The 26733-nt window shown below is 52.8% G+C and carries 26 protein-coding genes and 3 tRNA genes; 24 read left to right on the top strand and 5 right to left on the bottom strand.

Annotated features, from left to right (window positions below; translation table 11 throughout):
• Positions 1 to 53 precede the first annotated feature (53 nt).
• The 5 genes from CO251_RS14925 (at position 54) to CO251_RS14905 (ending at position 4646) form a co-directional block, all read left to right on the top strand.
• Positions 54 to 965, top strand: coding sequence for a sensor histidine kinase (locus CO251_RS14925; RefSeq protein ID WP_103376595.1), 912 nt, complete (start codon positions 54 to 56; stop codon positions 963 to 965).
• Entirely contained in the window at positions 934 to 1578 is a 645-nt protein-coding gene (locus CO251_RS14920; RefSeq protein ID WP_242968632.1) for a response regulator transcription factor, read from the top strand. The genes CO251_RS14925 and CO251_RS14920 overlap by 32 nt, the downstream gene beginning before the upstream one ends.
• 20 nt (positions 1579 to 1598) lie before the next feature.
• A complete protein-coding gene (tatC, locus tag CO251_RS14915; RefSeq protein WP_103376593.1) occupies positions 1599 to 2354 on the top strand; it encodes a twin-arginine translocase subunit TatC in 756 nt (251 codons plus the stop codon).
• Entirely contained in the window at positions 2351 to 2578 is a 228-nt protein-coding gene (locus tag CO251_RS14910) for a FeoA family protein (protein ID WP_103376592.1), read from the top strand. The genes tatC and CO251_RS14910 overlap by 4 nt, the downstream gene beginning before the upstream one ends.
• A gap of 76 nt (positions 2579 to 2654) precedes the next feature.
• Positions 2655 to 4646: a (Fe-S)-binding protein gene (locus CO251_RS14905; RefSeq protein ID WP_103376591.1), complete on the top strand. Its 1992-nt coding sequence runs from the start codon at positions 2655 to 2657 to the stop codon at positions 4644 to 4646.
• Between the two features lie 64 nt (positions 4647 to 4710).
• On the opposite strand, the gene CO251_RS14900 is transcribed toward CO251_RS14905, so the two are convergent.
• On the bottom strand, positions 4711 to 5943 hold the full coding sequence (locus CO251_RS14900) for an MFS transporter (RefSeq protein WP_103376590.1): 1233 nt from the start codon (positions 5941 to 5943) through the stop codon (positions 4711 to 4713).
• Positions 5944 to 6100: 157 nt separating this feature from the next.
• Positions 6101 to 6457: a hypothetical protein gene (locus tag CO251_RS14895; RefSeq protein ID WP_103376589.1), complete on the bottom strand. Its 357-nt coding sequence runs from the start codon at positions 6455 to 6457 to the stop codon at positions 6101 to 6103.
• A gap of 57 nt (positions 6458 to 6514) precedes the next feature.
• Here CO251_RS14895 and feoB point away from each other — a divergent pair, with 57 nt between their 5' ends.
• The 5 genes from feoB to sucD all read left to right on the top strand — a co-directional run bounded on the left by feoB (position 6515) and on the right by sucD (position 13067).
• The gene (gene feoB, locus CO251_RS14890; protein ID WP_103376588.1) at positions 6515 to 8314 is read left to right on the top strand and encodes a ferrous iron transport protein B; all 1800 of its coding nucleotides are present in this window, start codon (positions 6515 to 6517) and stop codon (positions 8312 to 8314) included.
• Positions 8315 to 8654: 340 nt separating this feature from the next.
• Positions 8655 to 9872, top strand: a complete 1218-nt coding sequence (icd, locus tag CO251_RS14885; protein ID WP_103376587.1) for an isocitrate dehydrogenase (NADP(+)) — start codon at positions 8655 to 8657, stop codon at positions 9870 to 9872.
• Positions 9873 to 9894: 22 nt separating this feature from the next.
• Entirely contained in the window at positions 9895 to 10824 is a 930-nt protein-coding gene (gene mdh, locus CO251_RS14880; protein WP_103376586.1) for a malate dehydrogenase, read from the top strand.
• Between the two features lie 261 nt (positions 10825 to 11085).
• Complete coding sequence (sucC, locus tag CO251_RS14875; RefSeq protein ID WP_103376585.1) at positions 11086 to 12198, top strand: ADP-forming succinate--CoA ligase subunit beta; 1113 nt, start codon at positions 11086 to 11088, stop codon at positions 12196 to 12198.
• Complete coding sequence (sucD, locus tag CO251_RS14870) at positions 12198 to 13067, top strand: succinate--CoA ligase subunit alpha (RefSeq protein WP_103376584.1); 870 nt, start codon at positions 12198 to 12200, stop codon at positions 13065 to 13067. Before sucC ends, sucD begins: the two co-directional genes overlap by 1 nt.
• 21 nt (positions 13068 to 13088) lie before the next feature.
• On the opposite strand, the gene CO251_RS14865 is transcribed toward sucD, so the two are convergent.
• Positions 13089 to 13448: a helix-turn-helix domain-containing protein gene (locus CO251_RS14865; RefSeq protein ID WP_103376583.1), complete on the bottom strand. Its 360-nt coding sequence runs from the start codon at positions 13446 to 13448 to the stop codon at positions 13089 to 13091.
• Between the two features lie 185 nt (positions 13449 to 13633).
• Between CO251_RS14865 and CO251_RS17270 the strand changes: the two genes are divergently transcribed.
• From CO251_RS17270 to CO251_RS14805, 14 genes are all read left to right on the top strand, one after another.
• On the top strand, positions 13634 to 13801 hold the full coding sequence (locus tag CO251_RS17270) for a helix-turn-helix transcriptional regulator (RefSeq protein WP_146039104.1): 168 nt from the start codon (positions 13634 to 13636) through the stop codon (positions 13799 to 13801).
• A gap of 220 nt (positions 13802 to 14021) precedes the next feature.
• Positions 14022 to 15332 (top strand): glutamyl-tRNA reductase, encoded by a 1311-nt coding sequence (gene hemA / locus CO251_RS14860; protein WP_103376582.1) that lies wholly within the window; start codon positions 14022 to 14024, stop codon positions 15330 to 15332.
• Between the two features lie 18 nt (positions 15333 to 15350).
• A complete protein-coding gene (gene ccsA, locus CO251_RS14855; RefSeq protein ID WP_103376581.1) occupies positions 15351 to 16112 on the top strand; it encodes a cytochrome c biogenesis protein CcsA in 762 nt (253 codons plus the stop codon).
• Positions 16113 to 16153: 41 nt separating this feature from the next.
• Complete coding sequence (gene hemC / locus CO251_RS14850) at positions 16154 to 17050, top strand: hydroxymethylbilane synthase (RefSeq protein WP_103376580.1); 897 nt, start codon at positions 16154 to 16156, stop codon at positions 17048 to 17050.
• Positions 17051 to 17063: 13 nt separating this feature from the next.
• Entirely contained in the window at positions 17064 to 18386 is a 1323-nt protein-coding gene (locus tag CO251_RS14845) for a uroporphyrinogen-III synthase (protein ID WP_103376579.1), read from the top strand.
• A gap of 15 nt (positions 18387 to 18401) precedes the next feature.
• Positions 18402 to 19376 carry a porphobilinogen synthase gene (gene hemB, locus CO251_RS14840; RefSeq protein WP_103376578.1) on the top strand — a complete coding sequence of 325 codons (975 nt, stop codon included), beginning with the start codon at positions 18402 to 18404 and terminating at the stop codon, positions 19374 to 19376.
• Between the two features lie 86 nt (positions 19377 to 19462).
• Complete coding sequence (locus tag CO251_RS17560) at positions 19463 to 19639, top strand: hypothetical protein (RefSeq protein WP_173677119.1); 177 nt, start codon at positions 19463 to 19465, stop codon at positions 19637 to 19639.
• A gap of 57 nt (positions 19640 to 19696) precedes the next feature.
• Positions 19697 to 21085 (top strand): L-seryl-tRNA(Sec) selenium transferase, encoded by a 1389-nt coding sequence (selA, locus tag CO251_RS14835; protein WP_103376577.1) that lies wholly within the window; start codon positions 19697 to 19699, stop codon positions 21083 to 21085.
• A gap of 26 nt (positions 21086 to 21111) precedes the next feature.
• Entirely contained in the window at positions 21112 to 21879 is a 768-nt protein-coding gene (locus CO251_RS14830) for an electron transfer flavoprotein subunit beta/FixA family protein (RefSeq protein WP_103376576.1), read from the top strand.
• 28 nt (positions 21880 to 21907) lie between these two features.
• Complete coding sequence (locus tag CO251_RS14825) at positions 21908 to 22879, top strand: electron transfer flavoprotein subunit alpha/FixB family protein (protein WP_103376575.1); 972 nt, start codon at positions 21908 to 21910, stop codon at positions 22877 to 22879.
• A gap of 68 nt (positions 22880 to 22947) precedes the next feature.
• Positions 22948 to 23979: a hypothetical protein gene (locus CO251_RS14820; protein WP_103376574.1), complete on the top strand. Its 1032-nt coding sequence runs from the start codon at positions 22948 to 22950 to the stop codon at positions 23977 to 23979.
• Positions 23980 to 24126: 147 nt separating this feature from the next.
• Positions 24127 to 24201 (top strand) — tRNA-Val (locus CO251_RS14815).
• A gap of 17 nt (positions 24202 to 24218) precedes the next feature.
• A tRNA-Asp gene (locus CO251_RS14810) sits at positions 24219 to 24296 on the top strand.
• 6 nt (positions 24297 to 24302) lie between these two features.
• Positions 24303 to 24378: transfer RNA gene (locus CO251_RS14805), tRNA-Phe, on the top strand.
• 77 nt (positions 24379 to 24455) lie between these two features.
• Here the strand turns inward: CO251_RS14805 and CO251_RS14800 are convergent.
• Both CO251_RS14800 and CO251_RS14795 read right to left on the bottom strand, forming a co-directional pair.
• Positions 24456 to 25607, bottom strand: a complete 1152-nt coding sequence (locus CO251_RS14800; RefSeq protein WP_103376573.1) for a tyrosine-type recombinase/integrase — start codon at positions 25605 to 25607, stop codon at positions 24456 to 24458.
• 162 nt (positions 25608 to 25769) lie between these two features.
• Positions 25770 to 25952: a helix-turn-helix domain-containing protein gene (locus CO251_RS14795; protein WP_103376572.1), complete on the bottom strand. Its 183-nt coding sequence runs from the start codon at positions 25950 to 25952 to the stop codon at positions 25770 to 25772.
• Between the last annotated feature and the right edge of the window lie 781 nt (positions 25953 to 26733).

The following is a 26733-nucleotide window of genomic DNA, read 5'->3' as shown; positions in this document are numbered from 1 at the left end:
TATAGGTAAAATATACGAGTCAGGAATAGATGGTGCGGCAAGGAGGAACGAACATGGGCTATGATGACCATAGACGGTATCGCAGGCTAAAACTGCTAACGACTATCGGTCCCACGCTCTTTGTCGCCATAGCGGAGACGGTCCGATTTTATTATTTGCGTCAGATTCTGCCTCCAGCGGGGGTGAGCTTGGTAGCGGTAGCCGTGACCTTAGTGGGGGCGGCGGGTTTTTCGTCCTATGTGTTTGATGTGATTGAAAAAATCGAACGGGAACGGCGGCAATATCAGGATGCGATGTTGTCGTTGCAAGAACGAGAACGCTTGGCACGGGAAATGCATGACGGGTTGGCGCAAAGTCTGGCGGTCATTAATCTCAAGGTCTATCAAGCCAAAACACTGCTCGAGGCTAACCGAACTGACGAGCTAAAGGTAGAACTTGAAGATATTCGCGCCGCTGTCAATAAGTCATATTCTGAAGTTCGGCAATCCCTTTATGACTTGCGTGCGGGAAAGCGCCTAGAAGAGGGGTTTTGGCCAGCCGTGCGGACGTTGGCCAAAGATTTCGAAGAGGGCAGTCATATTGCCGTGGAAGTCACCGCGTTGCCGAACGACGGGGTACCTTGGAGCGATATGGCGTCCGTTCAGATCTTGCGCATTATTCAGGAATCTCTGGCCAATGTTCGCAAGCATGCCCAAGCCCAACATGTGCATATTCGGGCGGAAATGCAACGAGATAGGGTTGAGGTTGTGGTCCAAGATGATGGGAAAGGATTTATTGTGAGTCAGGACCGCCCCACTCATCATTTTGGGCTAGGCATTATGCAAGAACGCGCCCAAACTTTTGGTGGAAAGGTATCGATTCAGTCTGTGCCTGGACAAGGAACGACAGTTACGATATCGTATCAGTTGGATGGTGACAAAGGAGGAGAGCTTGGTGGAAAAGGCAAGAGTTATGCTGGTGGATGATCATGCATTATTTCGGTCCGGTATGGCGTCATTATTGTCCAGCCGTCCCGACCTTGAAGTGGTAGGGCAGGCCGAAACAGGCGAAGAAGCGGTGCGACTGGCCGAAGAATTGATGCCCGATTTGATTTTAATGGACATTAATATGCCGGGTGGCGGGGGCTTGGAAGCCACACGGATTATCAAAGAACAAATGCCGTATGTGAAGATTGTGGTGTTGACGGCTAGCGATGAGAATGATTTATTGTTTGAAGCCGTTAAGGCTGGGGCACAGGGCTACTTACTCAAACATCTAGATCCTGAGCAATTTCTCGAAGAGTTGTCGGCGCAAATTCGGGGTGAGGCATCGATTTCCGGGGATGTGGCGTTGAAAATTATCCGTGCCTTTTCGTCTCATGACGTTGAACGCCAGCAAACCCAGTTGACCACGCGTGAACTCGAAGTATTGAAATTGGTTGGAGAAGGCTTTTCTAACCGAGACATTGCGACCCGGTTGTTTATTTCGGAAAACACGGTTAAGAATCACCTCCGCAACATTTTACAAAAACTGCACTTTGAAAATCGTGTGCAAGCCGCCGCCTATGCGATTCGGCGCGGGTTGGTGGACCCTCATTAGGTTGCGGTAGAGGAGCGGCTATGAACGATAGAGAGATGACGTTAACGGAACACTTAACGGAACTCCGCAACCGACTCTTTGTCATCTTGGGAGCGGTTGCGGTGGTTTTTTTAGTAGGGTTTTTCTTTACGCGTCCCGTCTTGCACTGGATTATTCAGCATACGCCGGTGCATCACGTCATTGTGACGGGCGTCACCGAAGCGTTTTTTGCGCTCATTAAATTAGATTTTGCAATGGCGCTGATTTTGACGTCGCCATTGATTTTGTATGAAGTGGCGTCGTTTATTTTGCCCGGGCTAACGCCTGTGGAGCGTCATGTTGTGGGCGTAGTGGTAGGACCCGGTCTGGTTTTATTTTTGGTAGGCACAGCGGCCGGGTATTTTGTTTTTGTGCCGATTGTCTTGCATGTGATGCTATCCTTTACGGGGCACGGCATCCAACCCATGTGGCGTCTTGGAAGTCTTTTAAGCTTTATTATTGATTTGTCAGTTCCTTTTGGCATCGTGGCCGAATTACCGCTGGTGTCTGGGGTCTTGGCACACTTGGGTCTGGTGCAGCCTATCATGTTTCGGCGCTACCGCCGCTATGCGATTTTATTAGCCTTCTTTATTTCTGCTATTTTAGCGCCCCCTGATGCGTTGTCGATGACATTGATGGCGATTCCCATCTATTTAGTTTACGAGATTTCCGCATTGGTTGCCCGCCTTGCATATAAGGCACCTGCGACCACGGTTGCGGCCACAAGCGGACCTCCTGACGCGGAGGGTACACGGTGACACTCGATGAGGTAAAGCCAGGCCAACAAGTGCTGGTATCGGAGATTTTGTTGCCTGACAGCCGCTTGCAAGCGATTCGCCTGGGCATTGTTCCAGGTCGGGTGCTGACGGTGCACCAGCAATTGCCGAAGGGGCCGGTTATTGTGTTGGTTGGCCCCAGTAAAATTGCGCTCGGACGCGCATTGGCCCAGCATGTTGTCGTCACCCTGATGAAAGATTTTTAAAAGAAATATTTGTATACAACAATAATTAACTAATGGTAGAATGGGACAGAAGACCTCATATGAGGAGGCAACGGCCGTGACGCTTAACCATATTTTCTTTATCGCGCTGGTGGCTTTGGCCCTGTTGTGGTTTGGGTTGTTAGTCCAGGAAAAATTAGCGCTCGTTCACTTAGGACAGGCTGATGACCGCACAGGTCAATCAGGGCAACGATGGGCTGGAGTGATGACAGAAGTTTTTGGTCAACACCGGGTGCTCAAAGAACGTTTCTCGGGCATCATGCATGTCTTGATGTTTTGGGGTTTCTTTGTGGTCTCCGTCGAAACCGCTATTTTTTTCTTGGATGGTCTCTTCCCGGGTTTAGGAGCGCCAGGGGGGATTGCAGGAACGCTCATCGATTCGGCCTTTGATATCGTCGCGGTACTGGTGTTGATTGCCGTCGGCATGGCTGCGTATAAACGGTATGTGGCTCACACACCGCGGTTAGTCCGAAATTGGGATGCGGGTGCCGTGCTGATTTTGATTGCGTTAATTATTTTGGCGCAGCTGAGTATCGAGGGCTTTCAGATGGCGCTGGCACCGCATGGCAGTTATGCGCCTATTGGCAGCGCTTTGGGACGCTGGCTCCGCCACTTTGGCCCCGCTGCTGACGTGATGGGGCTGCACATCTCGATGTGGGTTAATGCCTTGGTTTTGTTGGGATTTCTTGTATATCTGCCGTATTCCAAGCACTTTCACTTAATGGTGGCGCCGTTTAATATTTATTATCGCAATTTAGGACCTAAAGGGCAGTTGCCGGCGTTGAATTTTGAAGATGAGACCCAAGAAAGTTTTGGCATTGGCCAGGTCAATGATTTGACGTGGAAAGATTTGCTTGATACCTATGCGTGTGTACAGTGCGGACGTTGCACCGCGCAGTGTCCAGCCAATCAGACGGGAAAATCCCTGTCCCCCAAAAATATTATCGTCACCCTGCGCCATCAACTCGAAGAAGTCGGTCCGATTTTGCAAAAATCACCGGAAGAACGGTCTGCGGAGGAAATCGCGTGTGTCGAACTGCCGCTTGCCGGTGGTGTTATCGCCCAAGAGGATTTGTGGGCGTGTACGACCTGTGGGGCGTGTGTGCAGGCCTGCCCTGTCTTTGATGAGCATGTCGTGAAAATCGTCGGGATGCGCCGTCATCTCGTGCTGACCCAAGGAGAAATGCCAGCGGAAGCGCAAAATGTTTTTCGTAACATGGAAACGCAGGGTAATCCCTGGGGATTAGGATCCGATCCTCGGCAGCGTTTTGCCCAAGAGATGGGAATTAAGGATGTGAGTAAGGGTGATCGGCCCAAGGTGTTGTACTGGATGGGATGCGCGGCCACATACGACGACCGCGCGCACAAGGTCGCTGAAGCCACGGTTAAGCTGTTGAAAGAGGCAGGTGTGGATGTTGGCGTATTGGGCGCGCTGGAAAAATGTACGGGTGACTCCGCCAGACGGCTTGGAAACGAATATCTCTTCCAATCCCTGGCGGCTGAAAATATTGAGAACTTAAACGCCGTGCATCCGGATCTGATTTTGACGACGTGTCCGCACTGCTTTAATACCATTAAAAACGAATATCCTGAGTTTGGGGGTGAGTATACCGTCAAGCATCATGCGGAATATCTCGCCGAATTGGTCGCGGAGGGCAAACTGGTTCCTCAGGCACAAGAGGCGCAGACCCTGACGTACCATGACTCGTGTTATTTAGGACGATACAATGGTGTTTTTGATGCCCCGCGCGATGTTTTGCAATCGGTGCCCGGTTTGTCCTTGGTAGAAATGGACCGTTCACGGGAGCAAAGTTTCTGCTGTGGAGCGGGAGGCGGGAGAATGTGGCTAGAGGAGAAGCAAGGCCAGCGCATTAACCAAAATCGTGCGCAAGAGGCCGTCGCGACGGGGGCTAGCACGGTGGCCACGGCCTGTCCTTTTTGTTTGACGATGCTGAAAGATGGGGTGCAGTCCTTGGGGGCCGAAGAGGGTGTCAGGGTGCGAGATTTCTCTGAGATTTTAGCGGATGCGGTATTGCCTGTAATCCACTAGAATGATGGCGTCAAGGCCAAGGGCTGGTGCCGCATAAGCCGCGGGACCAGCCCTTGGCCTTTTATTAGGGGCGCACAATCTGAGCGCGTTTGCGCTCGACACTTGTACCGATGGCCAAAAATGTTATCGCGCCACACGCTCTCCAAATGGAGGACAATACCATGGCGCCGTGCATATGCCACTGATGTAGCGCTACAATGCCAAATTCCGGGGCAATAAAAGCGACGGCGCCTAAGGCGACGTTGTACATGACAATATATTGGGTGCGGTAGGCAGGGGGAATATGGGCGAGGAGTTCGGTAAACAGCAGCAAATTCACCCCACTTAAAAACAGGCCACTTTCGAAGTTAACGCCGGTTAAGATCCATAAGTTGCGTGAAAGAACGGTGAGCCACGGAACGGAGGCGAGTCCCAAGGCGGATATTCCCAGTGCCCGCATGCCTCCCTGGCGGCGGGCTAAAGCGCGCCAGCTTGGGAAACTGATGGCTTGAGAGATTAAAGCGGCCACGGTGAACAATCCCAGCCACAAAGCGGTGGCATGAGCCTGGCCGATTTGATACAGGCTGAATAGCGGCCATGACATTTGCCAACCAAAATTAAAGAACGCTGAGAGGACGAGATAGCGAACAAAGACGGGATTCTGCCAAATGGCCCGCCAAGCAATCGGGGGGATGACAGGAGTGGCAGCCGGGGGCCGGACTGGAAGACGGTGGCGTGCGAGCGTGATAACCTCTGCAATGCCCAAGCCAGCTGCCAAGATAAAAAAGGCTTTGAGAAAGAGACTAGTATGACTTCCTCCCCACTGCGTGATAAGCCCCGTCACGAGGCTGACCACTAAAGCGACCAAGGTTGTCACGATACTACGGTAGCTGAAAAAACTTTCCCGGACTAAGGGAGGAATGGCGTGGCCAATAATCGTTTGCCATCCCATAAGGCCCCAAGTCTGCGGGATATTGCCGACCGTGAGGATGAGGACAGCTGCTAGTGCGGCATGGTGAGGCGTTAGCCAGGGGGCTACGGCAATCAATAAATAGGAAAGGCGCGTCGCCAAAAACGAATGGGTCGTCCATGATAGCAAGGTGGGCGTCTTGGGAAGCCGTACCATGAGGACAAGACTAGCGATGAGTGCGGCCAGCGCCGGCAGTGCGCTCGACAAGCCGACCAGCTGAGCGCTGGCATGAAGATAGTCAATTAAAAAAAGAGGAAAAAATGTTGTGACAATGGTGGTGGCCGCCGTAAAGAACGCGCCGTGCCACAATGATAGTCGCATGTTTTTCCGCAGCAACGATGTGCGCATGGTTCGCCCGTCCTAGGTCTCATTCGTATCGCTATTATACAAGCCTTTAAGCCGCAAAGATCAGCGCAAAAAAATTCCGCTTCTCTTTGGAACAAATCCTATATTGTGCCGAACTTATCAGGCATTGGGGTGTGATGGACTTCGCACAGACGTACGGTTATCGTCCGTTTTTTTTTACCGCGGAGGACGGAGCATGATGTGGGGAAATCAAGACAATGGTCATACCGCGGCGCTGAAACGGGGCTTTTGCCAAACGCTTGAGGTGTGATGCGAGATGGGGGGGAGCATCCGGGGCACAAATGACATCACAGACCGCAGCAAAATAACGTCCATCAGAAATGGTACGGGCCATGCCAATGAGGTCCTCTCCCCGCCAGGCGTGTACCACGTAGGCGCTGTTCTGCCAGGCTAAATCGATGCTTTCGGGATCACGCCCTGCCGTGTCTAAACACGTATCCCACAAACGTTTCAATGTCCTTATCGAGACATGGCGATCAAAGCGAAATTCAATCATGGCAGCAGTTCTTCCTTCCATATTTTGGTCATAGTCTGTCCTAGGAGGGACAAACCTATGCCAGGCCGTAAAATTGTTCTCGTGGGCAACCCCAATGTGGGAAAATCTGTGGTGTTTCAAAAACTTACAGGGCGTTATGTGGAAGTTTCCAATTTCCCCGGAAGCACCGTACAAATGTTTGAATCGGTGGTCGGAGACGATCTGGTAGTGGACACGCCTGGGGTCTATGGACTGAGTCGGTGGACGGAAGAAGAGCGAATTACCGTAGAAGCCTTAAAGAACGCCGATCTTGTGGTCAATGTGGTGGATGGGACCCATTTATCGCGCGACTTATTTTTGACCCTGCAACTGCTCGATGCGGGATTTTGTGTCATCGTCGTCGTCAACATGATGGATCAAGTCGCGGCGCAAGGAGGCTTTGTCGACACGGCTCGTCTCGAAGAAGAACTCAAAGTGCCGGTTGTTGGCGTTGCTGCTGTTCAAGGGCGCAATATCGCTGTCTTGAAAAGTCTGCTCGATACACGCTTGGAGCCCCCCGTAATTGACCCCCAGTGGGCCGTGTCTGAAACGTGGCATCTGTCTTCATTGGAGGCGGTCTTGTGGTATGAAGAAGACAAGGAACTGCGGCGTCAAGTGGGCACGGGCCCTGAACCCGGAGAGCGAGAACGGCGCTATATTGAACGCCGTGAGCGGGCAGACCGCATAGCGGCTGCCGTATATCGCCCCGGGCGGGGCACACCCGCTTTGGAGCAATGGCTTGACCGCGTTTTGTTAAGTCCGTGGGGGGGCTTGGCCAGTGCGGGGGTTCTCTCAATTCTGGTGTACTATTTTGTGGGCACGGTTGTGGCAGGAACGGTGGTCAATTTTTTACAAGGTGTCACGATGCAGTGGGTTGTGCCCTTTATAGGACATCTCATTGGGAGTGTCGTGCCCAGGACGTCTTTGCCGTACCGGCTGCTGATGGGCCAATATGGCATTGTTTCGGCGGGCTTGCTCTATATTGTGGCCCTTTTGCTGCCCTTAGTCACAGGCTTTTACCTCCTGCTGGCCTTGCTGGAAGATAGTGGGTACTTGCCGCGGTTAGCGACAGTGCTGGATCGTTGGTTTTTGCGTCTGGGCCTCAATGGTCGTGCGGTCATTCCATTGGTGCTGGGATTTGGATGTGTGACGATGGCAACACTGACGACGCGTGTGTTGGAGACTCAGCGGGAGCGCACGATTGCCACCATTTTGTTAGCGTGGACGATTCCGTGCTCTGCGCAAATGGGCGTCATCATCGGGCTGCTAAGCGGCATTGGATGGCCTTATGCCCTAAGCTATGTGCTGATTATTACGGGATTATTTGTGGCCGTGGGAACGGTCTTAGATCGGTCGTTGCCGGGCCGTCCTACCCCATTACTGTTGGATTTGCCGCGTTTAAGCGTCCCTCAGTTGAGCAATGTTGTCTGGAAAACACAAACAAAAGTCCTAGAGTTTCTTAGGGAGGCGGGACCTTTGTTCTTATGGGGATCCGCAATGGTGGAACTCGGGGACATTTTTGGGTTTTTGCCTTGGTTGGACCGGACTTTGGCCCCCGTGATGCGTTATTGGTTGGGGTTGCCAGCGCAAGCGGTCCAGCCCTTTGTGTTGGGCTTTATTCGCCGGGATTTTGGAGCCGCAGGATTTTATCAGTTAGGGTTGACTCCGCATCAGATTTTGACAGGGGCTGTGACCCTGACGCTATTTGTTCCTTGTATGGCTTCGACCTTGGTCATCTTAAAAGAGCGAGGCTGGATGCAAGGGGCAGCCATTTGGGGTGGATCCATTGCTCTGGCCTTGGTCGTAGGCGGATTGGTCGCGCGCTTTGGACCCATTTAATGGGGAGCGGCATAGGATGAAGATGAGGTGATGAGAATGGCGCCAACGTCTTTAGGATCCTCGTGTCGTCAATGCGGATATCCTCTGTCGCGAGGAGTTGGCCGATGTCCTCGGTGCGGGGCTGCAGCAGTGGTGGAGTGGGGCAGTCCGTGTCAAGTGTGCCGCTTCGAGAAATCTTGTGGGGGGAAGGAATCTCGCCACTTCGGACGGGTGTCGCGGCGTTCGAAATCTGTCAAATCAATTCAAAACAATGAAATTTGTTGAACTTATCAACGATCCTTGAGTCCCTCGCCAAATTTGTGCGATCATAAGAGAGCAATCGAGGAAGGGGAGAGGGCCAATGGAACAAGGTCATGCCATTGTGTATCACAATGGGAAAATTATGGTGCCCAACGATCCCATCATCCCGTATATCGAGGGAGATGGCATTGGGCCAGATATTTGGCGCGCCACGGTGCGGGTGGTTGATGCCGCTGTTAAAGCCAGTTATCAAGGCCAGAGACAAATCCACTGGGTGGAAGTCCTAGCGGGCGAGAAAGCCCATACGCAAGTGGGAGAATGGTTGCCTGCCAAAACGTTGGACATGTTCCGCGAATACAAAGTGGGGATTAAAGGACCGCTGACGACTCCCGTTGGCGGAGGCATTCGCAGTTTAAATGTCACATTGCGTCAAGAACTTGACTTATACGCCTGTGTTCGACCCGTCCGTTATGTGCCCGGAGTTCCGTCGCCGGTGGTGCACCCTGAATGGGTCGATATGGTCATTTTTCGCGAAAATACGGAAGATGTCTATGCCGGTGTGGAATGGCCAGCGGGCTCCGAAGAAGCCCAAAAGATTATCGCGTTTATCAACAAGGAAACTTCGAAACATATTGATGAATTAGCGGGTATTGGCATTAAGCCCATTACGCGCTTTGGCAGTGAACGCCTCATACGCAGTGCGATTCAATATGCGATTGAGCACCACCGCCGTTCCGTGACGTTGATGCATAAAGGGAATATTATGAAGTTCACAGAAGGAGCATTTCGTGACTATGGGTATCAACTCGCTGCGCGCGAGTTCCCTGATATCGTAATTACCGAAGATGTCCTCTACAGCGAGTACGGCGGCAAGCAGCCCGAGGGGAAGATTGTGCTGAAGGACCGCATCGCCGATATTACTTTTCAGCAAGTCTTGCTCAGGCCTAAGGAATTTGACGTTATTGCGACCCCCAACCTCAATGGCGATTATCTGTCTGACGGGTTGGCGGCGCAAGTGGGCGGTGTAGGCATGGCACCGGGAAACAATATGTCTGATGAAATTGCTGTGTTCGAGGCCACTCACGGGACAGCCCCGAAATATGCCAACTTGGACAAAGTCAATCCGGGCTCACTTATTTTGTCGGCAGTGATGATGCTGCAGCATTTGCATTGGGATGAAGCGGCGGATTTGATCGTCCGGGGGCTCGAGGAGACAATTCAAGCGAAGACGGTGACCTACGACTTGGCAAGGCAATTGGAAGGGGCGACGGAACTGAAAACATCGCAGTTTGCCGACGCCATCATCAGCCGATTTTAAAACAGACCAAGGGGTGATCAGAATGTTCAAAAGGCACAAAATTACCATTATCGGGGCCGGAGCTACAGGAGCTACGACTGCGCATGTCATGGCCTTGAAAGAAATGGGCGATATTGTCCTGGTTGATGTGGCTGAAGGGATTCCTGAGGGGAAAGCGCTAGATATTTGGGAAGCCGGACCCATTGAGCGTTTTAGTCTCAAAGTGACGGGCTCTAATGATTATGATGCCACGGCAGACTCCGATATTATTGTGGTGACCGCGGGCATGCCGCGTAAGCCCGGCATGAGCCGTGACGACCTCTTGAAAGTCAATGCGGAGATTGTCTATCAAGTGGTTGAAAAAGCCGCGAAGCTTTCCCCTAATGCGTTGCTGGTGGTCTTGAGCAACCCCGCGGATGTGATGGCGTACGTTGCCCAAAAAGCTAGCGGGTTCCCTTATCACCGGGTCATTGGGCAAGCAGGTGTACTGGATTCTGCCCGATTCCGTGCGTTCTTAGCGGATGCGTTAAATGTGTCGCCCAAAGATGTGACGGCGTTTGTGATGGGCGGTCATGGTGACGATATGGTGCCGCTCGTGCGCTATTCTTCCGTCGGCGGCATTCCGATCGAAAAATTGCTGCCAGCCGACACTATCGCCCAAATCGTCCAGCGCACGCGCACCGGTGGTGGCGAAGTGCTGAATCTCATGAAAATCTCAGCCTTTTATGCGCCGGCTTCGTCGCTGGCGGAGATGGTGGAAGCCATGCTCAAAGATGAGCGCCGGGTGATTCCGGTGATTAGCTACTTGAATGGCGAATATGGCGAGCACGATATCTTTGTCGGAGTTCCCGCCATTGTGGGCGGCAATGGCATAGAAAAAGTGCTCGAAGTGGAATTCACAGAAGAAGAGCGCCAAGCTTTTGCCAAGTCTGTCGCCTCTGTGCGTAAGCCGCTATCCATGCTGAACTATTAGAATTTGTGAGCGATGCCTCCTATCCAAGGGGGACTATGAGGATGGGGCGTGGCGAACAAGCACAAAGGCTTGACTTCCCGCGCCCCACTCGTGACAGAACCCTTACGCCCACGAGGTGGGGAGCGTTCCCATTGACCTTGTGATATTCCTTACGTCTAGGTCATCAATTTTTGTCTAGTTGAGATCCCAAGGATGTCAGGGTAGGGCATTGTGGTTAGTGAAAGTCAAAAGAGAACACATGGGATAAAAGGAGGGTGCCGCGTGAAGCAATATGAATATCTAGCCAAAGGCACATTAAAAGCCTACGGCATACCTATTCCCCCGGGTCAGCTTGTTCGTACTCCTGAGGACGGGGCGGAGGCGGTGGCAACCATTGGGCCGGCTGCTTTGAAGGCGCAGGTCTTAGTGGGAGGCCGGGGCAAAGCAGGGGGCATTCGCTTTGCCCAAACTCCTGAAGAAGGACGTCGTGTGGCCCAGGACATGTTGGGGATGGACCTTAAGGGGTATACCGTCGAACTGCTGTACGCAGAAAGCAAGCTGGCGATTGAGCGGGAGCTGTATATTTCCGTGACAACCGATCGCAATGCCAAAAAACCCCTGGTCATGGCCTCTTTAGCGGGTGGGATGGAAATTGAAGATGTGGCCGACGACCAGATTGTGAAAGCTTATGTGGATCCCGCGGTTGGCGTCTTGCCATACTTTGGGAGAGAAGTAGCTGCCGCGTTAGGATTGGAGGGCACCATTTTTAAAGAGTTTGCCGACTTGGTGGTCAAGCTCTATCAGATTTACCGCGAGAAGGACGCCGAATTAGTGGAAATCAATCCGCTTGCGGTTGTGGATGGGCACTTAGTGGCGGCCGATGCCCGCTTGAACTTGGATGACAGTGCGCTCTATCGCCACAAAGATGTGACGGTGGTTGACGAGGGATCAGCATTGGAGCGCAAAGTGCATGAAATTGGCCTAGCCTATGTCGAGCTCGATGGCGATATTGCCGTCATGGCCAATGGCGCCGGTATGGCCATGGCCACGTTAGACGCTATTCAACATTTTGGCGGAAGGCCAGCAAACTTTTTGGATGCGGGGGGAGGAGCTTCAGTAGGTCCTACAGCAGAAGCGCTCGGGGTGTTAGTCTCGATGCATCCCAAAGCCATTTTGGTCAATATCTTTGGGGGCATTACCCGGTGTGATGATGTGGCTTCCGCAATTTTGCAAGTGAAACAAACCACGGGGATTCCCGTACCATTGGTCGTGCGCTTAGTGGGGACCAATGAAAAAGAAGGGGTGGCCCTCTTGAAAGCAGCGGGTATCGAAGCGTATTCGGAAATGGCTGAAGCCGCGGAACAAGCGGTGCGCCTCGCAAAGGAGGCGATGTAATGTCTATTTTGCTCACGCAGGACACGCGCATTATTGTCCAAGGCATTACAGGGAATCAAGGACGATTTCATACGCGCCAAATGCTCGCCTTTGGCTCCCGGGTGGTGGGTGGGATTTCGCCGACCAAATCCGGACAAATGGTGGAAGGGGTTCCGGTGTTTGACACCGTGCGCCAAGCTGTGGATGCCACCAAAGCCGATGCATCCATTGTTTTTGTGCCGGCACCCTATGCGAAGGATGCGGCATTTGAAGCCTTGGAAAATGGTATTCGTTTGCTGGTCATGATTCCTGAACACATTCCCGTGCAAGATTCCATTGATATTGTGGCGCGCGCCAAAGCGCTGGGTGCGACGGTTATTGGCCCGAATACCTTTGGGATTATTTCCCCGGGTGAACACACGAAAATGGGGATTATGCCGAACCATATTTATCAACCGGGTCCGATTGGCGTCGTGGCGCGCTCAGGGACCCTTAGCTACGAAATTGCGTTTAGTCTGACCAATGCGCAACTGGGGCAATCCACGGTGGTAGGGATGGGGGGCGACCCGGTGGTGGGTCAGACCTTTATTACGGTGCTCGAGCATTTTCGCCAGGATCCCGACACCAAAGCGGTGGTAATGGTTGGTGAAATTGGAGGCAGCGCCGAAGAAGAAGCAGCGGAATATCTTGAGACATTGGGCAAGCCTGTGGTCGCATATTTAGCGGGCCGGGCAGCTCCTTCGGGAAAACGCATGGGCCATGCAGGGGCTATCATTGAGCGTGGACGCGGCACTTTGGAGAGCAAAGAGCAAGCGCTGCGCGCGCATGGTGCGGAAGTGGTGACGATGCCATGGCAAGTCGCGGAGGCCGTCCGTTCCGTAATGTCGTAACGGCTTGACAGGATATCCCTATTAAGACGAGTGGCCTTGTTTTCTTCGGGCCACTTTGTTTTGTATAAGGGCCCGGACATCGGCCCAATCATCCTCTGACAAGGTGGCGAGTGCTTCGGCCCATTCGTCCGGCTGTATCCCGTAGGGAGCGGATTCTTCTTGTAAATGCGGCGTGAGGTAGCCGGCTTGTTGCATTAATTGTTCATAGGGTAAGTCGAGGGCATCGGCTAAACGACCTAAAATAGCGGGGCGGGGAGGTTCCCTGAGTCCACGTTCGACGCGCGAGAGGTACGAAGGGCTGGTGCGGCTCAGACGAGCCAGTTCCACCAAGGATAGATGGCAGGCTTGTCGCCTGGATCGTAGAAAATGCCCAAAACGCATCACCAGCCCTCCTTTGTCCGTACGGTATCATCCCTATCCTACTCAATTCGTTGCCTGTAGGCAACTCCCGTGCTGCCTAAGAAAATTGCCAAAATAGCAAATCTGGGCTATGATTTTGCCAAAAAGGTAAAAGAGGGATTGTCATGGCTACGTTAACAGTAAATATACCGGCAATGAGGAATTATATGGAACAACGAGGATGGTCCGAACGTGACCTGGCGGCCCATATGGATTTAGCGTATTCTTATGTGAATCGGGTACTGGGAGGCAAAAGGCAGCCAGGAGCCAAATTTATAGCCGGCGTGCTGCTCTTAGGGATGACGCTTGAAGAAGCTTTTATTTTACAACGATAGCCCTAGGTCGCGATGATGAGTGGCCTAAAAGGCTATGGCGAACACTTGGTTGCCGTATCTAGTATAGTGAATGCTTAATGTTGTTTAATTTCGGTTAAACTTCCTTTGATTTTTTAATATTGGATGCGTTCATAGCCGATGAACGTGTTATGATGAGAGAAATAGTGATCGGCACATAGGTTTGCCAGAATACGGTCACGCTAGATTTGAGGTGGCTTGGATGCAGATACAGGTTGTCGGAATTAATCACAAAACTGCATCGCTAAAGATACGCGCTCGGGTGGGGCTCACGCCGGAGTTAATTGCTGATGCATATCAGCGACTCGGTGAGTTGCATGGTAATCAAGGCGTGGTCATTTTGTCGACGTGCAATCGCACAGAAATATATGTCGCCGGAAATGTGTCTTATGCCGCAATGGTGAAATGGTGGGCGAAGATTGTTGGCGTCGATCAGAGTGAATTTGTCGATGCAGTGTTTTGGTATGCAGATGACCGGGCATTCGATCATCTCTTTCGGGTGGCAGCGGGGCTGGATTCAATGGTTTTGGGCGAAACACAAATCCTGGGGCAGGTCAAAGCGGCTTATGAGGTATCGCAGCGCTATGGTGCGGCCAAAGCCCTGCACCGTCTATTTCGCTATACCCTGACCGTCGGTAAAAGAGCCCATGCCGAAACGGGCATTAGTCATAATGCGCTGTCGATGGGGCATGCCGTGGTGGAATTGGCACGCAAGGTGTTTGAGGATATTCATAAGACGCATGCCCTGGTGATTGGTTCGGGTGAAATGGGAACGCTGGTGGGCCGTCATTTAACATCAGCGGGTGTGGGCAGGTTGACGCTGGTCAATCGTACGGTTGCCAAGGCGCAAGAATTAGCAGAGGAATTGGGCGCCGACTATGCGGATATGGCAGCTCTCCCACAACTATTGCGTGGAGCGGATATTGTTGTTACGGCCACGAATGCGTCGGGGTTTTTACTTGACGAAACCATGGTACGCACGGCAATTCGGGGAAACACCCAGAAGTTGCGGTTTCTCTTTGACTTATCTGTGCCTCGCAATATCGACCCGGCCATTGCTAAATTAGGGGCGGGAATCTTTTTGTATGATGTCGATGATGTGGAGGCGGTTGTGCAAGCAAATTTGGCACAACGGCAAAAAGAAGCCGTGAAAGTCGAGCGCATTATCCAGGAGGAGATCCGTTCTTTGAAAGAAGAATTGGCGGCATCGGAAGTGGGGCCCGTTATTCGCCAGCTGCGTTCCAAGGCCGATGCCATTCGCACGGCTGAGTTGGAGAAGGCTATGAACCGTTTGCCGCACTTGTCTGCTGAGGAAAAGGCCGTTGTGGCTGATACGACACGGCTTATCCTCAATAAGTTTCTTAATGATGCTATGGTGACTATGCGCTCCTGGGCAGCCGAAGGGGACAAGCAAAATCATATTGATGCCGTGCGCGAACTGTTTAAGCTGACGGAGTCCAACGAGCCCTCCACTGTCCCGATGCAAGGTGTGGCGCTCGAACCAGAGCGGTAAACTAGGGCGGGGATACCGGTGGAAGCGCTGTTAGCCGTAACCTTTTTAGGATACATGATAGCAGCGGCCGCATTTGTGGCCGCTTTATATGATGCCCAGTGGAAACGCTGGGCTTTTTCGAGTTTAGCTGTGGGCTGGGGGGCACAGACCGCATGGCTGGTCCGTGAGGGTTTTCAACGGGGGCTATGGCCTATCACCACGATGTATGACTGGACAGCCGGATTCGTTTGGCTGTCCATTGTGGCATTTGTCTTCTATCAACGGCTTCGTCCCACATGGCCGCTTGGGGGATTTTTAATGCCTGTGGTGGTTGTGGTATGGTTGGGAGGGCAGGTGCTACCGAGAACGCCCGGCACGTCCACGGTTCTTGTATCCTCCATCGCCTCCATGGCGGCATACGTGGCCTTTTTAATTGCCGCAGTGTTTAGTGTCATGTATTTTGAAAAAGAGCGGGAGCTTAAATGGAAGAAAGTTCGCGTCTTCTATTATCAATTGCCTTCCCTCGACGTGATGGATATGGTCAGTGCCCGGTTGGTGTGGCTCGGACTCGCATTGTTGACAATGGCGTTAGGTGCGGGATTTTTGGTGCCGACTGGGAGCCGGATGGGGCTTCGTGCCGTGTCGACGGTCATTGTGTGGGTAATCTATGCGCTATATGTCGCGCTTCGGCAATGGGGTTGGCAAGGACACCGGGCTGCGGTGTATCTTATGCTGGCGTTTGTCTTGATTTTGGTAGACGTCTTTCTCGTGGGGAGTCTCTCCCACGGAGCATTTTATTAAAAGCATGGGGATTTGAAGGCAGAAAGAAGGCAAAAGAAACGATGCTCAAAGTAGGGTCACGCGCTAGCACTTTGGCAACAGCGCAGGCAGAACAGGTGGTGCGTTTAATTACGGATGCGGGTGTGGCGTGCGAACTTGTCCTCTTTGAAACGAAGGGCGATAAAATCCTTGATCGGGCCTTGGACGCGATTGGCGATAAAGGGCTTTTTACCACGGAGCTTGAAAATGCGCTGATTGCCGGGACGATTGACTTGGCTGTGCACTCGCTTAAAGACTTGCCGACTACCCTGATGGAGGACTTGACGATTGGCGCCTATCTCTTGCCGGAAGATCCACGCGATGTCTTGATTGCGGCGCCACACCTTACTTGGGAGACACTTCCTTCGGGGGCGGTGATTGGCACCTCCAGTTTGCGCCGCAAGGCGTTTTTGTCCGCCATGCGCCCCGATTTAGAAATTGTGCCGGTCCGAGGCAATTTGCAGACTCGCGTCGAGAAATGGAAGTCCCAAGGCTGGGACGGCTTGATATTAGCGGCTGCAGGCGTTCACCGATTGCACTGGCAGGACATGATCGCCAGTTACATGGACCCTTGGACGTTTGTGCCGAGCCCGGGCCAAGGAGTCTTGGCGGCCGAAATACGCCGTGATAACGAACCTATTCAACAGTTACTCGCCTCACTCAATGATGAACAAGCGGCCTTGCGTGCGCGGGCGGTGCGCGCCTGTTTAGCGCAACTCGGCGGCGGCTGCCAAATTCCTTTTGGCGCCTATGCCGAACTTGTGGATTCGCATGTCCTGCGGATGCGTGCAAAAGTGGGTGATCTTCAAGGCGAACATATTCTTGTTGCTGATGTTCAGGGCGATGTGGCTGACCCGGAACGGATTGGGCGCGAAGCAGGACAGCGTCTGATAGAACAAGGTGCCTTAAAATTGCTCTAGAGGGGGGTGTGTGGTGGCTAGGGTATATTTTATCGGGGCGGGCCCAGCTGGCGTGCGGTGGATAACCCAACAAGGCTGGGATATCCTTGCGCGCGTGGATGTGGCATTAGTTACGGATCAAGCAGTGCCGGAAGGCGAGTGGCCGTGGCCAGCACAGGCAGAACATATCACAGCGGATGAGGTCATCTCTCGTTTAAAGCACTGGACGGACCAGGACCGGACGGTGGCGGTTCTGGTGCCCGAATCTCCTGCTCACCATCCCTTGTTGCCGACATGGGTGACTTTGGTGCAAGAGCGCAGGCAATTGGGGGCGGTTGTGCCAGGGATTTGGCGCATGACGGCCGTGTTGGATACCGAAGGCTTTACCCTCGCGAAACCGCTTGAAGCGGTGGAGCCTGCGCAACACCTGCAGATAGCGACGTATACCCTTTCAGCTGACACGACAACTTGGGCATATAGGGCGCCTGGGCAATGGAGGCAGATAGGCAATGACGAAATGGATTTTAAGGCCTGGTTGACTGTCAAAACCCCCGCGTCTGTTGCTCCTTCATTGTGGTTTTCCCGCAGGCCCCTAGCGGGTCGTACCGTCATGCTCTTAAGGGCCGGCCGCGCGGCGGCTCGGGCCCGCGAACGACTTGAGGAGTATGGCGCTACGGTCTTACTCGCACCGGTGTCGGCTGTTACCGATCCCGTATCATGGGAAGCGGTGGACGAAGCAATCACGCATTTAGAACGGTTTGACTGGGTCATTTTTACCAGTCAAGAGGCCGTCTCGCGCTTCTTTTCCGCGATGCGGCGCTTGCGCCTGGACATTCGTAAGTTGTCTGCGCAAATTGCTGTAGTCGGACCGCAGACTGCGGCTGCGGTTCAAGACTACGGCATTTACCCTAGTCTTATGCCTGATGAAGAATATAGTCAGGAGGGACTGGCGGAGCGCTTGGCGTCTTTACCGTTGTTGGGCAAAGGCATTTTGCTTCCGGGCGGCAACCTCAATCGCTCTTATCTCAAGGACTTTCTTATGCAGCAGGGCGCATTGGTCACGTCTATCGCCCTCTATCAAAATCTCCTAGTGCCCTTAAGCCCTGCAGTGGCTAAGCGGGTAGCTGCTCACGACATCGACGCTGTGTTTTATACGGCATCGTCGGCGGTTGAGCATTTATGGGAACCGCATCCCGAATTGCGCGAGGCGTTGCGGCAAACGCAAGCCGTGAGTATCGGCCCCTTAACAACAAGGACACTACATCACTATGTCGTGGGGGAAATCTTGGAGGCCGAGACATCCTCTATGGAAGCCATGGTTGAGGCGTTGGTGCGGCATTATCAAACTCATCGTTAAGGAGTGATTTCCATTATGTTTCCGATAGAACGTCCGAGACGTCTTCGTCAAACTGAAGGGCTAAGGGCATTGGTGCGTGAAACACGCGTGGCCGTCGAACAATTAATTTATCCGGTTTTTGTTCGCCCCGGGCAAGGACTTCAAGAACCCATTAGCTCGATGCCAGGGATTTATCAGTGGTCGGTAGATACCTTATGTGCTCATCTTGAAGAGGTCTATGCATTAGGTGTGCATGCTTTTCTCTTCTTCGGCATTCCCAGCCATAAGGATGCGCAAGGATCCGAAGCCTATAGTCCTGATGGGATTGTCCAGCGTGCGCTGCAGGCGGTTCACGAACGGCTTCCCGACGCGACCTTGATTGCCGATTTGTGTTTATGTGAATATACGGACCATGGTCATTGTGGCCTATTGCATGGAGAGATTGTGGACAATGACGCGACGATTGATGTCTTAGCTCGTACGGCTGTCGTCCAAGCGCGGGCCGGGGCCACGGTGGTAGCGCCTTCGGATATGATGGATGGGCGGGTGGGCGCTATACGTCGCGCCTTGGACGCTGCTGGCTTTGAACAGGTGCCGATTATGTCTTATGCGGCCAAATATGCGTCGGGTTTTTACGGGCCCTTTCGCGAAGCCGCAGAGAATACCCCGACCTTTGGTGATCGGCGGGCTTACCAAATGGACCCGGCCAATCGCCAAGAGGCCTTAAAAGAGGTGTTGCTGGATTTAGAAGAAGGGGCGGACATGGTCATTGTGAAGCCGGCGATGCCGTATTTGGATGTGCTGTCTGATGTCAAAAAAGCGGTCAGAGTGCCAGTGGCGGCTTACCAAGTGTCGGGAGAATTTGCCATGATCAAGGCGGCCGGACAATTGGGATGGCTGGAAGAACGTCGCGTGATTGAAGAATCATTAGTGAGCATCAAACGCGCGGGCGCTGACATGATTATCACCTACTTCGCGCCTGATATGGCCCGCTGGGCGCAAGAGCGTTAGGGGGAAGAGGGGCGCACAGGGTACAATAGAAGAGGGGACTGGGTTTTCTGTTAACCCTGCTGAATAGAGGAGAGGAGGCGTTATGAATGGAGTTCGCATCTCAACGCAAACCCGGTAAGGTGCGTAATGAGGCCGTGTTTCTCTATGACATGAATGCTGACGACCTATTCGAGTCTCAAGGCTACCTAGTGATAGATTCGTCACTGGGTATGATCACTTCGCCGGTTCCTCCAGTCTCCCCAGAGCACCAGAAGATGCATTAAAACCGCAAAGACAAGGCCGCCTTGTGGCGGCCTTGCGTAGGAGTGTGGCCGGACAATATGCAAGACCCAGATATTCGCAGACAAATTCCTGCAGCGCAAAAAATATGGCAAGCCATGCCAAACCCTTTGCCTGTGTCCCGTTATTGGGTCCGGCGGGCGATGGACGTGGTACTGGACGAGTTACGACAAGAGGCGGTACAAGGACAGTTGCCGCCGCCCGTGCCCATAATTGTTCAAAACATTTTGCATAAGGCCGAAGAGTGGGCCATTCCGCACCTCAAACCGGTGATTAATGCTACAGGGGTCCTTATCCATACGAATTTAGGGCGTTCTCCGTTACCGGTTGAGATTATGGAGATGGTAAAGGACGTTGCGACCCAATATTCGACCTTGGAATATGAAGTGGAAGCCGGGCGCCGGGGCTCGCGCCATGATCATGTGGCAGGGGTTTTGGCGGACCTGGTAGGCGGCGAGGCCGCGATGGTGGTCAATAATAATGCGGCTGCCGTTTTGATGGCGTTGTCGGCATTGGCTCGGGGCCAAGAAGTGGTGGTGTCCCGGGGAGAATTGGTGGAAATTGGCGGTTCTTTTCGCATTCCCGAGGTGATGGCCTTGTCGGGTGCGATTTTGCGCGAAGTGGGGGCGACGAATAAGACGCATGCGCGCGATTATATTGGCGCGATTAACACCAACACGGGCATGCTGCTTAAGGTCCATCAGTCAAATTTTCGTGTGATTGGATTTACCCAAGGGTTATCCACGGCTGATCTTGTTCGCATTGGTCGTGAATATGGGATTGTGGTGATGGAAGATCTAGGAAGTGGCGTGATTGATCCGCTGCGGCTGGAGGATGTGGTCGAGCCTAGCGTCAAAGAGGTTGTGGGCGCTGGAGTTGATATCGTCACCTTTTCGGGCGATAAGCTGCTTGGGGGACCGCAGGCCGGCATTATTGTGGGGAAGGCGGCGATTATTGACCGGCTGAAAAAATATCCGTTGGCTCGGGCCGTTCGGGTCGATAAAATGACGTTGAGCGCTTTAGAGGGGACCATTCGGTGGTATTTGGAAGGGCGCGCTGTAGAGTTGCCACTGTGGCACATGATGACCCAAACGGTGGATACCCTTCAGCAACGTGCCACGGCCGTGGCGCAGGTGCTTCGCCAGCGCGTAAGCGGCCCTGTGGACATTGATACCGCTCCCGATTTTTCCCAAATTGGAGGAGGGTCTATGCCTGGGACCCATATTCCCTCGGTTGTTGTCCGGGTGACGCCGCAAGACGGCAGCGTGGTACCGCGTTTCGAACAACGCCTAAGATACGCCCGGATGCCGGTGATTGCACGCATTAGTCATGGTTCGGTAATTTTTGATCTGCGCACAATTTTCCCTAGTCAAGAATCTTTGTTGATTGATACTATAGTGATGGCTCTGGAAGAGGCGCTCTTTACCTGATACTCAAGAGCAAGGGAGAGATAGCGATGAAAATTTTAGTCACCGTGAAGCAGGTGCCCGATACCGCGACGAAGATTCAAATTCGTGCGGACGGACAAGGCATTCACGAAGAAGGGATTAAATGGGTTATTAATCCTTATGATGAATTTGCGATTGAAGAAGCCTTGCGTATAAAAGAAAAGCATGGGGGTGAAGTGGTGGTTCTGGCTTTGGGACCATCACGCGTGGAAGAGGCTGTGCGCCAGTCGCTGGCGATGGGAGCGGACCGGGCTGTCATTGTTACGACTGAGGGCTCAGTGGAACCCGCGACAGCGGCTCATGCCTTGGCCGCCATTTGCCAACAAGAGGGATTTGATTTGATTATTACGGGCAAACAAGCGGTTGACGATGATTCCGCTCAGGTTGGGCCTATGATTGCGGCGGGATTGGGCTTACCACAAGTGACGGTGGTGATTCACCTAGAAGTCGATGAAGCGTCGAAACGGCTGCGAGCGGAACGCGAATTAGAAGGCGCGAGCGAGATTGTGGAATTGCCCTATCCCGCCGTTGTGACAGCTCAACGGGGTTTAAACGAGCCGCGCTATCCGACGTTGCCCAATATTATGAAGGCCAAGAAGAAAGAAGTGCGGCGGGTCACTTTAGAGTCGTTGTCGTTACCGGCCCAACCGTGGGTGACGGTTAACCGGTTATTTGAACCACCAACACGGCCAGAGCCCACCATTCTCAGTGGGGATCCTGCCGAAACGGCGAAGGAATTGGTACGCCTGCTGCACAACCAGGCAAAAGTTTTATAGGGAAATGCAGAAGTAGGAGGGATTTAGGATGGCTAATGGCGTGTTGGTAATTTTTGATCAAAATGCGGGCGATATCCGCCATGTTGTCTTAGAGATGTTGACGGTCGCGCGGTCTTTGGGAAAAGGACCCGTAACGGCCTTGACGTTCGGTACAGATGCGGCAAAGACTCTTCCCAAATTAGCCGAATATGGAGCCGATCGGGCGGTGTTTTGGGAATCGTACACACAATACAGTTCGGATGGATTTTCGGCAGCGATTGCGCAAAGCTTTCCGCAGTTTGACGCGGACGTGATCCTCTTTCCAGCGAATGCGTGGGGCAAAGACTTGTCCGCTCGCCTATCCGAAGTTCTTGGAGCCGGATTGGCCACCGACTGCCTCCATTTAGAGGCGGAGGCATCGGGGCGAGTGAAGGCTATTCGTCCTGTTTATGCGGGCAAGGCGTTAGCTGAGGTGGTCATCAACACACCTGTGCAAATGTTTTCATTGCGTCCGAACATCAATGCCGCTGAAGTGCACCAGGTGACCCCAGAGATATTGGACATTGCTCCATCTGTTGACCCTGCGACATTTCAAGCCGTTGTGGTGGAGCGCAAGGAGGCGCAAACGGGCACCATAGAATTGACGGAAGCGGACATTATCGTATCCGGCGGGCGTGGTATGAAAGCCCCAGAAAATTTTCAGTTGTTAGATGCCCTTGCCGCAGCGCTGGGAGCTGCGGTGGGATCGTCGCGGCCGGTGGCCGATGAAGGCTGGGTTCCGCATTCGTATCACATCGGCCAAACGGGCAAGGTCGTGAGCCCTACCGTCTATTTTGCTATTGGCATTTCGGGGGCGATTCAGCATTTAGCAGGAATTTCGGGGTCGAAGTATATTGTAGCGGTCAATAACGATCCGGAAGCTCCCATTTTTAAAGTGGCCAACTATGGTATTGTAGGGGATCTCTTTGAAGTCGTACCCCGCCTGACGGAGGAGATTAAAGCCTTGAAGGCGCAACAATAAATCCCTTCGCATAAAACAATGGGACGGGCATAGGGATATGGAGGAAGGCGCCAAGGAGGAATATCCCTATGAAACGTCCCATTTCCGTTTTTCTATTGCTGATGTTTGCCGTGCTGCAAATCTATGTGGCAAAAGTCCCCGCTTCGCACCAAGTGCAAACGTCTAGTTGGATGATGGTGAGCGCGCAGCCTGGTGGGTTAGTGGAGCAAAATGGTCAATTTTATCTTGTGACCCCCGAGTTGGCCATGACGATCCATGCCACAGGGATTCATATTACCACGGATTCCCCAACGCCTCTTGCGTGGGAAGACGTGCCGGAACCATCTGGAGCAGGCGTGTGGCGCGTGGGAGTCAGTGCTGGCCATGCCTTGCTAGGGATTGGGGGCAAACTCTATCCCGCACCCAACGGCACGAGCGCTTTGTGGATAGATGGAGGAAGCCAGCAACTCTACTTTACGCAACCTGTCGTCTCCGCCATGCATATGGCGGCAAGAGGGCTGCAAACGAGCCATCAGGTCGTTTGGGCATCGGATGCGGAAAGCGCAGCCATTTTAGGGCAAGCCGCTCAGGGATCGGGTATATATGTTTGGACACGCGACCACCACTTGTCTCCGGCTATTATTCCCGAATCACCCCATGATATTATCAATTTTGGCGTAACCCGTGACCAAAGTGTCATTGCGGCACTGAGTAATGGGACGGTTCTCTGGCAAGGCCATGGATTGGTCAAGCTGCCACGTCTGTCGGAACTCCGGGTCTCGCGTCATCATGCGACGGCATTAGGCCAATCAGGTCAACAAGTGGTATTGTGGCACCGGGGACAGGTGTTCCATTATCCTTTGCCCGCGCAGGTGAAGTGGGTTGGGGTCCCTCGATTTTCCCCCAAAGGGGACATGGCGGCGACTTTGGGCCAGTCACACCAAGGCGTCTGGCACTTGCTCCTTTATGGGCCACATCGGGCATTAAATATTCGCATGCCATTTTCTTCGGTGTCGGACTATCATTTGTTAGGATTCGTAGGCGAACACTGGGTCTTAGTTACAGTGCCACAGGGTCCTCACCACGGGACGTACGCATGGTGGATTAATGATGCGTCATAACCGTGACAAAAACGTAGGGCCGGCGGAGATGGCTTCACCACACCGTCATCTCCGCTGACATGGCATCTAGAAAGGGATCTTTTCGTGTCGGAGGCGTTGCTATTTCTCGTCAGAGCATGTATAATCAAAAACGCTTCTTAAGGTTGTGGGCGGATAGCTCAGCGGTAGAGCACCTGCTTTACACGCAGGGGGTCACAGGTTCGAGACCTGTTCCGCCTACCATGATGAAGTTATATTACGGAGGCGTGGTGTAGTCGGCCTAACACGCATGCCTGTCACGCATGAGATCACGGGTTCGAATCCCGTCGCCTCCGCCACTACACGCCGCGGTAGCTCAGTCGGTAGAGCAGAGGACTGAAAATCCTCGTGTCGGCGGTTCGATTCCGCCCTGCGGCACCATCGTTTTTTGAGACACAGCAACGATTTCGAGGTTTTTCACCGTATCCCTTAGGGGCGGTGAGTTTTCTTTTGTGTGCCTATAGTGTGCCAACTTGTGTGCCGTTGCCAAACAGGAGGCTTTCGAGTTTACTCGTGGCCTGCTGTTGCAACGTCGGCAACACATGACTGTAGGTGTCCAGTGTGAGAGTAATACTCGCATGTCCCAATCGTTCACTGACCACCTTGGGATTTTCGCCTGCCACTAGTAGCAATGTGGCACAGGTATGGCGGAGGTCGTAGAGCCGAATATTCTCGGCTAATCCAGCCGCCTTCAGGATCGGCTTGAAGTGGCGCGCCGTGAAATTTGAATGATGAATCGGTTCCCCGTTTTCTGCGGTAAACACCAACCCGTGGTCCTTCCACCTTTCCCCAAGACTTAGGCGCTGCTTAGCTTGTTCCACCTTCAGCGTTTTGAGCGATGCGACGAGGGTTTGAGGAATTGGTATGCTACGGCCTTTCTTCGTCTTGGGTTCGTCAAATCGCCAGCCACCACCTTTGGGCCGCACCAGCACTCTTTTCACTTGTACTCTGCCGTTGTGCCAGTCGATGTCCTCCCAGCGTAGACCAAAATATTCTTCCGGTCGCATCCCCGTTACGAGGGCGAATTGGAACAACGTCAACCAGCGAGAGGATTCTGCGGCGCTGAGAAAGCGTTTCGTTTCTTCTGGATTCAGTGCGTGCATCTCGCGTCGTTGCTGTTTAGGCACCGAGACCTTGTCCGCTGGATTCTGACTAAGCATCTGCCAGCGGACCGCCTGCTTCAGCGCGGATGAGAGAATGACATGGGTGTACCGGATCGTTCGTGGGGATAACCCGCGCTCCAGCATCTCTGAATATAGCTTTTGCAAGTCCAATGGCTGTATAGTCGATAATCTTCGGTATCCTAGTGGTTGGCGGACGTACCGATTCAAGATAGCCTTATAATCCTCAGACGTTTGTGGGCGGAGCCGTGGCTTTGCCGCCGCTTCCAGCCATTGATCGAGATATTCATTGAGTGTGATCCGTTGCGTTGTTACCAAGGTACCCGTATCTTGATCACGCAACAAGGCATTAAGTTCCTGTTGCGCCTCTTTTTTTGTTCCATGAACCGTCTTGTTGAGATACTTCCGTTTTCCCGTCTTCGGGTCACGGCCAATAAAGATCCGGATCAGCCAGGTCCGGTCCCCTCGGGAGATGATTTGTCCAGCCATATTTTTCCTCCTGTGTGTTTTTCGGAAAGGCACACATTTGGCACACAGCCATCATGATATTGTTGTGTAGTAATGATTTCAAGAGTGAGCAGGAGATTAATTATCTCCTGCTCATCATGTAGATATCGAATAGAGATTAGGAACGGGAGGGGAATCATGGCATTATATGGCCTGACGTTGTGCTTGGATTAGTTCCCACAGCTTGTCACGGGGGATGCGTATTTGACGGCCCAGACGCACGGCTGGGATGACGTTTTGTGCGATGAGGTCGTAAATGCGCCAGCGGGACACGCGGAGAATGTCTGCCGCTTCTTGGGCCGTGAGCAAAACAGGGTAGATATTCATGTGATCGTCTCCTTGTCGGTTTCTGAATTGGTGGTGCGTCATACACGGGTATACCCACACGGAAAAAAACGGCGTGAATCGCGGTGCATCAAGTGCAAGCCATGGGTGCAACAAACACCGGCACCAAGCGCGTCATGAAGCACTGATTCTACGCGAGCTGATGAGTTGTCGTATAATCTCGAACCGTGGTCTATGGGTGCTCGGATGATACAGGCCGATACTCATGACTTCACCTCCATTTTGCATATGATATGGGACCAGCGAAGGATTAAACGGAGCATCCTTTTTTGCATGGCCTCAGTCTCTTCGATGAACCGCACTTCATAAGGAGCCAGCTCATACGTGTGGTTATTGCATAAAAAGGGTCTCGATAGCTTTCCTGAGTATAAGCGGTTCTATTAAATTCCTGTCGATGACCATGGCGTTTGTGCGGGTGTTGAGAAAAAAAGAGAACCGGCGAGTCGGCGTTCAACCCGCCGGTTCCCTCAAAGTGAATCCTGAAAATGCCCAAATTCTATCAATTTTAATCATCCGTCAAGATGACGCCAAATCCTGAAACCGTTATCTATCAAGGCGTTGGAGCGTATTGCAGGCTAGTCAGTGCATGATAAAGGATTCCTCCTTTAATGCCTTAATGGTGACTTTCAATGTGCTCTTCATCTGTATTACTCGGGATGAGGGGGTGATTTTGGCCCCTGTGAGAGAAAAGAATTTTTTTGAAAAATATGGCCGAGAGAGGGGCCATTTTGGGGAGGTTATCCCGTATATAAGAGATGTCATG

Origin of the sequence: Sulfobacillus sp. hq2, assembly GCF_002903155.1 — a bacterium.
GTDB classification, from domain to species: domain Bacteria; phylum Bacillota; class Sulfobacillia; order Sulfobacillales; family Sulfobacillaceae; genus Sulfobacillus; species Sulfobacillus thermotolerans.
Note: the sequence above shows the minus strand (reverse complement) of the source record. Positions and strands in the feature narration are given on the sequence as shown.

Coding starts and splice junctions, on each gene's coding strand:
- CO251_RS17560 (WP_173677119.1), top strand. CDS start 19,463: ATGGAGTTCGCATCTCAACGCAAACCCGGTAAGGTGCGTAATGAGGCC.
- CO251_RS14900 (WP_103376590.1), bottom strand. CDS start 5,943: ATGCGCACATCGTTGCTGCGGAAAAACATGCGACTATCATTGTGGCAC.
- CO251_RS14895 (WP_103376589.1), bottom strand. CDS start 6,457: ATGATTGAATTTCGCTTTGATCGCCATGTCTCGATAAGGACATTGAAA.
- sucD (WP_103376584.1), top strand. CDS start 12,198: ATGTCTATTTTGCTCACGCAGGACACGCGCATTATTGTCCAAGGCATT.
- hemB (WP_103376578.1), top strand. CDS start 18,402: ATGTTTCCGATAGAACGTCCGAGACGTCTTCGTCAAACTGAAGGGCTA.
- CO251_RS14820 (WP_103376574.1), top strand. CDS start 22,948: ATGAAACGTCCCATTTCCGTTTTTCTATTGCTGATGTTTGCCGTGCTG.
- CO251_RS14830 (WP_103376576.1), top strand. CDS start 21,112: ATGAAAATTTTAGTCACCGTGAAGCAGGTGCCCGATACCGCGACGAAG.
- mdh (WP_103376586.1), top strand. CDS start 9,895: ATGTTCAAAAGGCACAAAATTACCATTATCGGGGCCGGAGCTACAGGA.
- tatC (WP_103376593.1), top strand. CDS start 1,599: ATGAACGATAGAGAGATGACGTTAACGGAACACTTAACGGAACTCCGC.
- CO251_RS14925 (WP_103376595.1), top strand. CDS start 54: ATGGGCTATGATGACCATAGACGGTATCGCAGGCTAAAACTGCTAACG.
- CO251_RS14800 (WP_103376573.1), bottom strand. CDS start 25,607: ATGGCTGGACAAATCATCTCCCGAGGGGACCGGACCTGGCTGATCCGG.
- feoB (WP_103376588.1), top strand. CDS start 6,515: ATGCCAGGCCGTAAAATTGTTCTCGTGGGCAACCCCAATGTGGGAAAA.
- CO251_RS14825 (WP_103376575.1), top strand. CDS start 21,908: ATGGCTAATGGCGTGTTGGTAATTTTTGATCAAAATGCGGGCGATATC.
- CO251_RS14865 (WP_103376583.1), bottom strand. CDS start 13,448: ATGCGTTTTGGGCATTTTCTACGATCCAGGCGACAAGCCTGCCATCTA.
- CO251_RS14795 (WP_103376572.1), bottom strand. CDS start 25,952: ATGAATATCTACCCTGTTTTGCTCACGGCCCAAGAAGCGGCAGACATT.
- icd (WP_103376587.1), top strand. CDS start 8,655: ATGGAACAAGGTCATGCCATTGTGTATCACAATGGGAAAATTATGGTG.
- hemC (WP_103376580.1), top strand. CDS start 16,154: ATGCTCAAAGTAGGGTCACGCGCTAGCACTTTGGCAACAGCGCAGGCA.
- selA (WP_103376577.1), top strand. CDS start 19,697: ATGCAAGACCCAGATATTCGCAGACAAATTCCTGCAGCGCAAAAAATA.
- CO251_RS17270 (WP_146039104.1), top strand. CDS start 13,634: ATGGAACAACGAGGATGGTCCGAACGTGACCTGGCGGCCCATATGGAT.
- hemA (WP_103376582.1), top strand. CDS start 14,022: ATGCAGATACAGGTTGTCGGAATTAATCACAAAACTGCATCGCTAAAG.